The organism is Propionispora sp. 2/2-37, assembly GCF_001298735.1.
Taxonomy (GTDB): domain Bacteria; phylum Bacillota; class Negativicutes; order Propionisporales; family Propionisporaceae; genus Propionispora.
Genome location: NZ_CYSP01000004.1, coordinates 54,661 through 66,580 on the forward strand (window position 1 = coordinate 54,661; position 11,920 = coordinate 66,580).

The 11,920-nt window shown below is 46.4% G+C and carries 13 protein-coding genes; 6 read left to right on the forward strand and 7 right to left on the reverse strand.

Translation table 11 applies throughout. The features are described from left to right. Nucleotides 1-163: 163 nt before the first annotated feature. From P22_RS05110 to P22_RS05130, 5 genes are all read right to left on the reverse strand, one after another. Nucleotides 164-1,012: a PRD domain-containing protein gene (locus P22_RS05110; RefSeq protein ID WP_054259150.1), complete on the reverse strand. Its 849-nt coding sequence runs from the start codon at nt 1,010-1,012 to the stop codon at nt 164-166. Between the two features lie 174 nt (nt 1,013-1,186). Next, the gene (locus P22_RS05115) at nt 1,187-1,888 is read right to left on the reverse strand and encodes a B3/B4 domain-containing protein (protein WP_054259151.1); all 702 of its coding nucleotides are present in this window, start codon (nt 1,886-1,888) and stop codon (nt 1,187-1,189) included. A gap of 14 nt (nt 1,889-1,902) precedes the next feature. Further along, nucleotides 1,903-2,874: a sugar-binding transcriptional regulator gene (locus P22_RS05120; protein WP_054259152.1), complete on the reverse strand. Its 972-nt coding sequence runs from the start codon at nt 2,872-2,874 to the stop codon at nt 1,903-1,905. Nucleotides 2,875-2,895: 21 nt separating this feature from the next. After that, on the reverse strand, nt 2,896-3,801 hold the full coding sequence (locus tag P22_RS05125; protein WP_054259153.1) for a class II fructose-bisphosphate aldolase: 906 nt from the start codon (nt 3,799-3,801) through the stop codon (nt 2,896-2,898). A 14-nt stretch (nt 3,802-3,815) separates the two neighbouring features. Continuing rightward, complete coding sequence (locus tag P22_RS05130) at nt 3,816-4,853, reverse strand: zinc-dependent dehydrogenase (protein WP_054259154.1); 1,038 nt, start codon at nt 4,851-4,853, stop codon at nt 3,816-3,818. Nucleotides 4,854-5,064: 211 nt separating this feature from the next. Here P22_RS05130 and P22_RS05135 point away from each other — a divergent pair, with 211 nt between their 5' ends. Both P22_RS05135 and P22_RS05140 read left to right on the forward strand, forming a co-directional pair. Further along, entirely contained in the window at nt 5,065-6,447 is a 1,383-nt protein-coding gene (locus P22_RS05135; protein ID WP_054259155.1) for an SGNH/GDSL hydrolase family protein, read from the forward strand. A gap of 23 nt (nt 6,448-6,470) precedes the next feature. Beyond that, the gene (locus tag P22_RS05140) at nt 6,471-7,082 is read left to right on the forward strand and encodes an HAD family hydrolase (RefSeq protein WP_054259156.1); all 612 of its coding nucleotides are present in this window, start codon (nt 6,471-6,473) and stop codon (nt 7,080-7,082) included. Nucleotides 7,083-7,136: 54 nt separating this feature from the next. On the opposite strand, the gene P22_RS05145 is transcribed toward P22_RS05140, so the two are convergent. Beyond that, nucleotides 7,137-7,544, reverse strand: a complete 408-nt coding sequence (locus P22_RS05145) for a CBS domain-containing protein (RefSeq protein WP_054259157.1) — start codon at nt 7,542-7,544, stop codon at nt 7,137-7,139. Nucleotides 7,545-7,808: 264 nt separating this feature from the next. On the opposite strand from P22_RS05145, the gene P22_RS20980 reads away from it, so the two are divergent. Continuing rightward, on the forward strand, nt 7,809-7,982 hold the full coding sequence (locus P22_RS20980; RefSeq protein WP_216598026.1) for a hypothetical protein: 174 nt from the start codon (nt 7,809-7,811) through the stop codon (nt 7,980-7,982). A 25-nt stretch (nt 7,983-8,007) separates the two neighbouring features. After that, nucleotides 8,008-8,217, forward strand: a complete 210-nt coding sequence (locus P22_RS21530; RefSeq protein ID WP_373432667.1) for a hypothetical protein — start codon at nt 8,008-8,010, stop codon at nt 8,215-8,217. 122 nt (nt 8,218-8,339) lie between these two features. On the opposite strand, the gene P22_RS05150 is transcribed toward P22_RS21530, so the two are convergent. Then, the gene (locus tag P22_RS05150; RefSeq protein ID WP_054259158.1) at nt 8,340-8,948 is read right to left on the reverse strand and encodes a DedA family protein; all 609 of its coding nucleotides are present in this window, start codon (nt 8,946-8,948) and stop codon (nt 8,340-8,342) included. A 200-nt stretch (nt 8,949-9,148) separates the two neighbouring features. Here P22_RS05150 and P22_RS05155 point away from each other — a divergent pair, with 200 nt between their 5' ends. Further along, nucleotides 9,149-10,513, forward strand: a complete 1,365-nt coding sequence (locus tag P22_RS05155; RefSeq protein ID WP_054259322.1) for an NAD(P)-dependent oxidoreductase — start codon at nt 9,149-9,151, stop codon at nt 10,511-10,513. A 54-nt stretch (nt 10,514-10,567) separates the two neighbouring features. Continuing rightward, nucleotides 10,568-11,896 carry a hexokinase family protein gene (locus P22_RS05160; protein ID WP_054259159.1) on the forward strand — a complete coding sequence of 443 codons (1,329 nt, stop codon included), beginning with the start codon at nt 10,568-10,570 and terminating at the stop codon, nt 11,894-11,896. Nucleotides 11,897-11,920: the final 24 nt, after the last annotated feature.

Sequence of the window (11,920 nt, forward strand, 5' to 3'; positions counted from 1 at the left end):
TTCTCTATTTTATAATTTGGTCAATTATCGCCAATAAATACTCCAATCACCTCCTTAAAAATAGAATAAAAAAAGCATGAGCCATTATGAGAACTTACGTCCTCACTAACAACTCATGCCTGCTTTACCAGTAACACGTTCCATATCTAATTATCACAGGATATCAACTATTTTTGCTGCGAATGCGCTCGAGATGGATAGTTAGGTATCCGATTTCCGCGTCAGGTACTTTCATTTTTAATTCTTTGCCAATTATATCACCAATTTGCCGGGCTAATTCATACGACTCGGCAAAATCTTTTTTTAATTGTTCCATAAAAGGATTCTCAATCGTAGTCAACGTGACCAGCCGATGAATACAGCTTTGCAAATGGGTAAGCAGCCTCGTATAATTAATGCTGCTTTGTTCCTGCAACGGTCCAACTTCGGCTTCAATAATCCGGACTACCTTATTAATGATTTTAGAGTATTTTAAGCTTTCCCCCACAGACCGGTTATGCCTGGCTGCATGCAAATGCAGTGCAATAAAGCCGATCTCCTCACGCGGAACAGTCACCTGCAGCTTTTCTGCAATCAGTTTAGCCCCCTGCTGTGCTATCTGAAATTCATCCGGGTACATGGCCTCAATTTCAGAAATAAAAGGATTCTTGATCTCCATTCCCTGGGCAAGCCGGATCAAAGTAAAGTTAATATGATCGGTCAACGCCACATAAATACGGGGATGCAACGCCTGTCCCAATTGTCTTTTAGCCAGTTCAATAATTTCTTCCGTGACCTGGATAACCGCCTGATCTACTTGCTCAACCAAGTTTAAGGCCTGTTGTTCCGCTACGCCTTCCGGAACAACATATATCTTCTCATATTTTGGACTCGTCAGCATATCGCCGGTTTTACGTCCAAATCCCATTCCCTTGCCTAACAGAATAACATCCTGCCCGCTGACCGTATTGGCAATCACCGCATTATTGCTTAAAATGCGCTGAACAGAAAATGGGCCCTGTATTATGGCCAAATGCCATCCCTCCTGTTGTAAAAGGGAATAGCCAGTAAGAGTACAACTTAGAAATACTCCTAAGCTACTCCTACTGGCTAATGCCGTTACCGTAACACGCCAGTCTACGATATTATGCATCAAATATAACACATAATATTCTGAATGACAAGTAGTTTTCGTATTCTTTTCCCGCTACAAATCCATTACCGGATTCTTTTTATCCACCCAACCCACTTGCACCTCACAGGAAAACAGACGGGCAAGCAGCTTTGCCAATTCATCCCTGGCCTGTAAAACCCGGTCATCATTTTCCGCAATAAAACCATCAATGGGAAAAAACACCTTACTGCTGTCCGCAGTAATCTTACCCTGCTCACTCTGTCGCCAAATCCATCTTCTGGTCTTTACCAGATTTCCGGCAGAATAGATTAATTCCCCGGCATCCAAAACCTCCTGCTCCGCCGCCCCAAAAGGAATGAAAATATCTCCGTTCCTGGAAAACCTCACCTGGATATCGCCTTGAGTGCTGCTAAGATCATGTGCGCCAATAGGTACTAAATACTTAAGCGAGATTGCATTGCCCAAGTCTACCACCGGATTAATATGGGGAAATTCTTTTTTCTTTTCGAGGCGCGAGGCCATGGCTTCAATTGAACTCATATATTTATTCGGATTGATTCTCAATAGGCTAAAAGCCTGCCGGTAAGGAAGAATTTCCGCTGCCGTTTTTACCTTTTCATTCTGAAAACGGTTTTGGACCATTTGGATGCTTTGTAAAAGCAGCCGGTCAATCTCCGGAGAGCGCCTAGTATTATTAATACCCCTGGCTACCACAACACCAAAGCACACCTGCTCCAGTTTTGCAAAAACCTGCTCATCCACAGCAAACCTCATTCTTCATCCCATCCTTATTTTGATTTCTCAGCAACATCCAGCAGACTTTGCGCCGTTTCTTCAGTAGTAATCAAAACATTGACAAACTTGCCTTTTAACGCCCCTAAGATAGCCGGCACCTTCTGCGGTGCACCGGCAACAGCGATGGAATAATCCATGTGCTTTAAATATTCCATATCTATGCTGATAGTCCTTTCTGTCAGCTCAATATGAATCGGACTGCCGTCTATAGTGTAAAACCGGGAACATATATCGCCGACAACCTTCAACTGCCGCAACATTTCAATTTCCTGCGGTGTTATATAACCGGAAGGCAAAATAGAACTATGTTCAGGAAAAGACCCGATTCCTACTACCGCAATCCGTACCTTTTTCCAGAGATTGGTGACTGCAATGCAGTTATCGTCCTGCAAGATAGCTTCTTTGGTTTCTTTTTTTGAAGTAATGATCGGGGCATAGAAATAATTCGGCCTGGCCTTCAATGCCTGACTGACCTTACCAACGATGGAATTTACGTGGTTTTCACTTTCAACATTGCCTGGCCCGCCACAGATGGCCACAATATCGGCCTGCAAAGTTTTTTGCTGGTGTGACGGCTTCAGGGCATTGGCCACTTCTTTAAGCGAGCTTCCCCAGCTCAGTCCGACAACATCACCGTCTTGTACGATTTGTGTCAATAAATCGGCGCATACTTTTCCCAATGCCTGTTTTTCCGAACCGCCTTCTTTCACCCGCTGCGAAGACACAACATATGCTTCTTTCAATCCAAACACACTTTCCAGCCTGCTCTCCAGTTCATAGTACTTATTTAAATCCTCGCGGATACTGATGGTAATAATTCCCTCCTGGCGGGCCGATTTAATTAAACGGCTGATCGTAGTCCGGTGAATCCCCAGCTTTTTCGAAATTTCATCCTGCGTAAGGTTTTGTATATAGTACATACTGGCAATTTTTACGGAAAGGCGTTCTTTTTCCCATTCATCCATGTTGTCTGTCTCCTTATATGGTCAGGCCGACCCACTGGCGTCAAAATCACTATTCATAATAAATTTCTGCTCATAGCTGACATCTCCTGCCCGGTTTACACAACCAAACACCCTGAAATAATGCTGCAGACATTCCATGATCGCCTGTTCTCCCAGCAAACCGGCGTCAGGATAATTGGTAATAGGTGTGGCGTAGTTGACTTCAGCCGCAGCCGCTTTGGTTAAATCAGTAAAAATATTGACTTTGCTGATACCCGCACGAATGGCCTGTTCCAACCGCTCATCACCCGTCCCCGATCCGCCGTGGAGAACCAAAGGCACTTTAACGGTCCTGGCAATTTCCACCAGCCGTTCCATATCCAGATGCGGCTCTCCCTTATATTCACCGTGAGCCGTACCGATCGCAACTGCCAAACTGTCAATGCCGGTTTTTTCAACAAATTCCTGAGCCTGCTCCGGGTTGGTAAAGAGATCTTTGGCCTTGGCATTAATATTCTCATAATCCAGACCGGCACCAACATGGCCAAGCTCCGCTTCCACCGTCACATCCACGGCATGGGCCATTTTGACAATTTCAGCGGCAGTTTTTATGTTCTCCGCAAACGGTAATTGCGATGCATCAATCATTACCGAGGTAAAACCTGCCCGGATGGCCCGGACAAGGGCCCCATAGCTGCTGCCATGATCTAAATGCAAGGCAATCGGGATATCCGTCTTTTGTGCATAAAACGAGACCATATGGGCCATTTCCTCGGGGCTTAAATAACCAAAATGAACCTCGGCCAATCCGATGATCACCGGGCAGTTACTTTCCTGACTGGCACGGATAATGGCACGCAGGCTATGCGAATCCCAGGCGTTGGGCTGGGCGATGCCATAGTTATATTTCTTAGCCATTTTCAGCATTTGACTGGTATTTACCAACATCAACAAACACTCCTTTATAGCTTGATCGCTATTTTTAAGCCTTGACCCTTTTTAACCATTTCAAAACCATCCGTCAGTTGTTCCAACGGTAAAACATGAGTAATGATTTTGCCGGCATCAATAATCTTATTGGAAAGCAACTGATAGGCCTTCATATTTTGCGCTATGGTTGATCCATAAGCGCCAAAAACCGAAATTTCTTTATAATGAACAATATTCATATCCAATGCATTGACGGAATTTCCCTTGGGCAACCCGGCAAAAAAGCTGACCTTACCGGCTTTTCTGACAAGCTGCAGAGCCTGTTCCTGTGCAACAGGTACCGAGCAGGCGGTGATGGCAATATCCACCCCCTTGCCTTCCGTTATGCGCATCACTTCGGCAATCAGGTCGCTGGTCTTGGAGTTAACCAAATAGTCGGCGCCACATTTTCCGGATAACTCCAGTCTGGCCTGCTCAATATCCGCTAAAATGACTTTGGCTGCTCCCCGGGCTTTGGCCAGCGACACATGCATGGCGCCAATCGTTCCGGCACCGATAACCAAAACCGTGTCGCCCAGACCGATATCCAGGTATTCCTGGCCATTGATGACACAGGATAACGGTTCCGTAATACTGGTGCCCAACAGATCGGCATCATCGGTAAGTTTAATAACATTCCCCCGTTTCACCGCATTTTCAGGGATTTTGATATATTCTGCAAAACCGCCGTCTAAAGTGTACCCAAAAGTAGAAACATGATCACACAGGTTACTTTTCCCTTTTAGACAAAATTCACAGGTACCGCAAGGCATGATGGGTACGAGCACAATTTTATCACCGGTTTGATAGTTTTTTACCTGGCTGCCGACTTTTTCAATAATGCCGGTCAGTTCGTGTCCGGTAATTCTCGGTGGAACCACATTAGCCTGCCCATAATTGTAGATCCGGACATCCGTGCCGCAGATGGCACAATACTGCACCCGCACCAACACATCCCCTGCACCGATTTGGGGTATCTCCCGCTCTTCAATACGAATGTCTTTCGGACCATAGTATACAGCTGCCTTCATTTTCACAACCTCCTATTTCACATTTGTGACAAATAAATATCATTTGTGATAGTTTAACTGTACAAAATATTTACTAGTTTGTCAAGCCTCTTTTCATTCCCGCTTGTACCTGCAATTATCCAGCAGCAAAAGAACCGTCCCTGATTGCATCTTCCTGTTATTTATGGTACTTTTTAGAATAGTGGATTTAACTATAACAGGAGCTGAAGAAATGATAAAGCGTACACTTATCGTAGTGGTGGCAGCACTTACTTACACCATTTTCCCGTATACAACGAACATATCCGGCTTTTCCTGGCCTCAGCAACGCCAGGCACAGGCAGCCGCAGAAAAAATTGCCCCACAACCGGCAAAGCTGTCTGATGATCTGAATAAACGAAAACCAGTTCCCACCTCCCTTTATCCTGCTCAAAATCCGGCCGGCAAAAGGCCCATGCTGACCTGGACAGCCGTCCCCGGAGCCGTTTCCTATGAAATTGAACTGTTAAGCCGTCTGCCCGAAAATCCTAACGGCCTGGATTATTCCCGCTATCAGATTATGGCAACGCGAAACATATATGCCCCCGGTTATCACTGTGATTTGTTGACCTATTTCAAAAACCGGATATACTGGCGGGTCCGTGCACTTGATTTCGATGGGAATCCTCTCGGTGTATTCTCCGATGCGCAGGAAATGTTTATTTCTGCCCGCAAGCAACAGCAAATTAAGCCTTTGCTTACGGCCGACCTGAATTACAGGGGAATGCCCGCACCGCTGTATCCCGTCTATGCCTGGATTCCAGTTGCCGGAGTAACGGAATATGAAGTGGAATTGCTAAGGCAACCGCCGGAAAACCCCAACGGCGCAACTCCGTCCGCTCACCGGATCTGGAGCAAGCGGGTGACAGGTTTTGATTGTTACGATGATGAGCCGCGCATTACCCCGGGAAAATATTACTGGCGGGTAAGAGGCATAAAGCCAACAGATGAACCGGCCGGTTTCTTTTCCGATACCGCTGAATTTGTTGTTGATTTGCAAAGAGGAAACTATGCCGCCACTCTGGGAGACAGCATCACCCATGGCGGCGGTGATATTTCACATCACCCGGCGGACTGGGAATATGACTATCAGACCTACCTTGCCTTTCCGACAGTCAATCTGGGAAAAAGCGGCGATACATCCCGGCAAATAGCCGAACGTTTCAGCCAGGACGTTCTTCCGTATCATCCCCGGTATCTGATTATTCTGGCCGGAACAAACAGCCTGCGCTCCGGTACTCCCGCCGACGAGGTGATTCAGGATCTAACCAGCATTTCCGAACAGGCATTGGCAGCCGGCATACGCCCCATTTTCCTGACCATACCGCCCATTAACCCTAATGCCATGCAGCGCACTGTTCAGGCACAAACCGTCGCCAACTGGCAGCAAGAGTACGCCCGGGTCAATAACTTTATCCGCCGGCAGCCTTATTATATAGATATAGCACCTTATCTTACCGACACAAACGGCGAATTGCCTCTCTCGTATTCCATCGACGGGTTGCATCCCGGTATCGAGGCCAAAAAACTTATCGCCAGTATTATCAATGCCAATTGGGACAGAGTTACCCGATAAATTAAGCAAAAAGGTGGTTACTAATGTATAAAACAATCATTTTTGATGTAGATGGCACATTGATCGATACCGAACAGGCAATTTTATGTTCTCTGCAAAAATTACTGAAAGATTACGGCAGGCATTACGAACTTGATGAATTAAAATTCTCCTTTGGACTTCCGGGTGAAGTAACATTAGCAAAATTAGGTATACAGAATACCGCCCAGGCCTTATTAGGCTGGAACACCTATATGCGGGATTTCTACCATACCGTCAGGATATTCAGCGGTATCACCGAACTTTTGAAACTCCTTGAACAAAAGCATATACAGACAGGGGTAGTCACCTCCAAAACCAGGGAGGAATTTGAAAATGATTTTGTTCCTTTTGGTTTAACGAAATATTTATCCTATATTATCTGTGCCAATGATACCAAAAAACATAAACCACATCCGGAACCAATCCTCAAGTTCCTGGAAGTATCCGGTGAAACTCCCCAAAATGCAATTTATATTGGCGATACACCTTATGATCAGCAGTGTGCCCAGCAGGCCGGTATTGATTTTGGCCTGGCCATGTGGGGCAATAAAAATCCTGTAGCTGCAGCTACGTACAAGCTGGAAAAACCGGAATCCCTTTTAGCCTTATTATAAACTTAGGTAAAAGTCCTGTATCTTCTCAAACAAGATACAGGACTTTTAAAATGATTACTTATTAACGCAAAATCGCTTGGCATAATACTCGATAATCTCCCTGCGCCGGATGATTCCAATAAAAATATCGCTGTCATCGACCACCGGAACAAAATTCTGCACAATGGCCAACGAAAATAAATCTTCCATCTCGGCATTAACGCGTACCGGAGTGTTAATCATACGCCGTGGAATGTCCTTGATTCTGATTTTTGCCGTATTGGCAAAAGTCAGGCCGGTATTTTTCATTTGCCATAATAGATCCCCCTCCGTAAGGGTTCCGGCATATTTCCCCTGTTCATCAATAAGCGGAACGGCGGTATAACGGTGGAATTCCATTTTTTCCAATGCCTGCCGCATAGTGCCATTCACAGCTAAGTAGACAACTTCATGTTTAGGAATCAAGAAAAAAGCAATATTCATGAACTGCCCTCCAACCGTTGCTGTTCTCTCTGTACTACCACGCCATAGACCGCAATAATCCAGCCCTGACGAGCCGGATAGTTTAACTGCGAACCATAGCATAGCTATGTATTCTCTCCGCCTAACTTTATATCCTGCCCGAATTCGGGCAAAAATGATTTTGCCGGCAGCAGGAACCAATCCGGGTCATTTGGAATTAAATACAGTAGCGTCGACAGCGCAATACCACCTAGCATAATAGTTATCGATTGGAGGATGTTGTGAATGAAACCGGTATATTTTTATGATGGCCGGATCGTAGATCAGAATCAGCCAGTCATCTGTCTAGAAGACCGGGGTTACCAGTTTGGTGACGGAGTTTATGATACCTGGATGGTGATCAATAAGAAGCATTTTCTTCGTCAGGAGCATCTGGAACGGTTGGAAAAAAGCTGTTAATTGCTGGGTATCACTCTCACCCGGCATTACCCGAAATATCGTACTGCAACTGGCCGGGCAGTTAGGCATTCCCATCCGTGAGGAATATTGTACGCCGGATTTTTACCTGCAGGCTGACGAAGCCTTTATCTCGGCAGCTACTGGTCTCGTGCCGATTGGGCAAATAGGCGATCTGGTAATCGGCCGGGGTGTCGGTCTGTTTTTAGCCGTATCAACGAAGCCTACGAACATATGACAGTGAAAAACCAATAGTTGATAAGACGTTGCAGGGTAACAGCCCGCAACGTCTTATCTCATTTTCGACACTTGCGATCAAAGCGGAAAAAAGCTCTTTACAGCACCTGCCGTAAAAGCGTTTTATTCTCCTTCCTTCAGATGTTTGTGCCTTTTTCTGACATAATACAAAACCAGCACTGCCATAATCAGCACAACCCCTAAGCTTAACCGGTGACCGACCGCATGAAGTATTTGCCATTGTTCCCCCAGCATCATACCGGCATAGATAAGCAGAATGGTCCAGGGGACTGACCCCAGTAGCGTATAGATAACAAATTGAAAAAAATTTACTCTGGCAAAACCGGCAGGCAGGGAAATAAACGTGCGGACAACCGGCAGCAAGCGGCTATAGAAAGTGGCTTTTATTCCATAGCGGTCAAACCAGCGTTGTGCCGCCACAACATGCCGTCCGGATAAAAATACATATTTACCATATTTATCAACAAAAGGCCGACCACCATAATAGCCTATGGCATAAGCCATAACCGAACCGGTTAGACCACCGGCGATACCTGCGGCTGCAGCCATAGTAAAATCAAGGCGGCCGAGATAAACCAAATAACCGGCAAAGCCGAAAATAATTTCGCTGGGTACCGGCAGACAGGCACTTTCCATGGCCATACCGATCAAAATGGCCGTATACCCCCACGCACTGATATAGTCAATAAGCATTGCGAAAAATTCTTCCAACGAAAAGTCCTCCCCAAGTACAGAATAACTCCAATACTACTTATTTATTGTACACTACTTTTGTCCAACAAACACTTTTCTGATAGAAAAAACATACAAAATGAAAAAATTATTATTATTTAATACTTCCTGTTCCATGGCAACAAGCAGTATAATGAATATTGTATACTGAGGATTTACCTGCCGGAAAGGATGATACTGTGCGTATTGATAAAAAAAGTAACTTTGATGGAAAGGAGCTCTCTTTCCATGAAATCGATGAAGGCTTTAGCACGCGGGAAGCCATAGCGGAGGCTAAACGCTGTTTAAATTGCAAAAACCCACTCTGCCGCACCGGCTGTCCGATTAACAACGAAATCCCACAATTCATTCAGGCCCTGGCTAAGGGCAATATCGGTGAAGCCAGCGATATCATTGCCCGGCGTAGCAATCTGCCGGCAGTCTGCGGCCGGGTATGCGCCCATGAAAAACAATGCGAAGCCTCCTGTATTTTAAAAAAACGCCAGGCTGGCATTCGTATTGGAAAACTGGAACGGTTCATTGCCGACTTTGATGCGGAAATGGATATCACCTTTATACCTCCTTCGGTAGAAAAACTGGGACAGGTCGCCGTTATTGGTTCCGGTCCGGCCGGGTTGACCGTTGCCGGTGATTTGGCCAAACTGGGCATCGGGGTAACCGTATTCGAAGCCCAGTCTGAACCTGGCGGTGTTTTATTGTATGGCATACCGGAATTTAGACTAAGTAAGGAAGTAATCCGGCGTGAAGTAAAAAAAATTAAACGCTTGGGTGTAACTTTTAAGACCAATATTCTGGTAGGCAAGGATATTACTGTTGACGAATTGTTCGCTCAGGGCTTTGATGCCATCTTTATGGGGACAGGAACAGCACTTCCGCGCATGCTTAACTTGCCTGGAAAAAACCTGGCCGGAGTCATGGCCGCCACTTACTTTCTAAGTATGGTAACCTTAGCCAATGCCGAAAAGCTCAGCCGGCAGGAAATTCCCATTCATCCCGGTGATACCGTACTGGTCATCGGTGCGGGCAACGTGGCGCTGGATGCCGCACGAACCGCACTGCGGTTGGGCGCAGCATCGGTAACCGTGGTCTATCGCCAGACAGAAAACGAAATGACCGCCTTAAAGTCCGAATATGAAGACGCCAAACAAGAGGGAGTTCAATTCCAATGGCTGTTGTCCCCCCTTTCTTTTCTTGGCAGCGGGATGGTTAACGGCCTGGAATGCGAAGTACAGGAACGAACGGATAACGGGTTGCAAGGTACGGGAAGGATAGAAATTCTACCGGCCAACAAAGTGATCGTAGCTATTGGACAACGTCCTGCCGCCCGGATTGTTTCCACCACCACCGGCATTGAGGTCAATGACAAGGGCTATGTTATAACCCGTGAACGTCCTTATGGCATGACCACAAGGCGCGGCGTATTTGCCGGCGGCGACGTGGTACATCAGCCGGCCACTGTCGTCCTCGCTATGAAAGAAGCGAAAAAGGTGGCCGCCGGAATTGCTATGTATGTGGAAGCAAAAAAATTGTTGGAAGAGTGTTAGCACTTTTGTGCTATAATAAAGGTAAATATTGTATGCAGAGAGGCAGGAGATGCAATGCAGAACTTATGGAATGCGCTTCAGCAGTTAAGCCTTGATTTTACCGTTTCAACGGAGCAGTTGTTTACCATTGCCGAAAAATTCGAAGCAGCCATGACCGACGGCTTGTCCGGAACCGATATGACCTTAAAAATGCTGCCGTCCTTTTTAGCTGCTCCGACCGGCAGGGAACATGGCCGTTATCTGGCAGTTGATTTCGGCGGCACCAACGTGCGAACATTGATTGTCGAACTTGACGGACAAGGCTCCCTCCAGATAAAAAAACATGTCTCGCGCCCGCTGAGAGATCCCGGCGGATCCTATGATTATCTTTCTGCCCAGGCCACGGCGGAGGAGTTATTCGATTTCATTGCGGAACAAATTGCAGAAATTATCACGGATGACACGAACTATCAATTAGGACATACCTTTTCATTCCCTATGCAGCAAACCGGGATTAACTCGGCTACTTTAATTTGCTGGACTAAGGAAATCGCTACTGCCGGTGTGGAAGGTCAGGACGTCAATCAATTACTGCAGGCTGCCTTGGCCCGCAGGGGACTGCCTCAGGTCACACCGAAAGTCATTCTTAATGACACGGTGGGAACCCTGCTCACTGCTGCTTACAGCCATCCCGGTACCGCAATCGGTTCCATTTGCGGCACCGGTCACAACACAGCCTATCTTGAACCGAATGCTCCCTGGAATAACGGTCCCATGGTGATCAACCTGGAATCCGGCAATTTTGATAAACTGCCTGTAAATTCTTATGACGAGCAACTGGATTGTGCCAGTGAAAAGCCGGGGGCCCAGCGGCTGGAGAAAATGATCTCGGGGCGTTATATCGGCGAACTGTTACAGATTGTTATCCAGTATATGCTGGCAAAAGGGCTGCTCCCACATCATACGAAACAGGTCAGCGATTTTCTCGCAAAACCCAATCGATTTACCGGTGCCGATGTATCCCTTTTAATAGAAGACCAAACTACGGATTTAGAGAAAATTTCCGCTTGGCTGCAAAAACGTCTGGATGTCACTCAGTCCACCAGGCTGGACCGTGAGGCTTTGCAAACCATCGCTTCTTTGATTGCTACCCGTTCCGCCCGTCTGGTTGCAGCTACGTTTATTGGCATTTTGCACCGTATTGACCCGCAGCGCGAACGAAAATATGTCATTGCCATTGATGGTTCTTTATACGAAAAGCTTCCCGGTTATGCCGATTCCATCCACCGGGCTATAGCCGAAGTATACCAAAACAAAGCGCACCAAATTACGACCATTTTAAGCAAAGACGGTTCCGGCCTAGGTGCCGCAATTGCGGTAGCCCTGGCCAGCACTCCGGAATAACAGCCATACATAAGACAGGCCGCT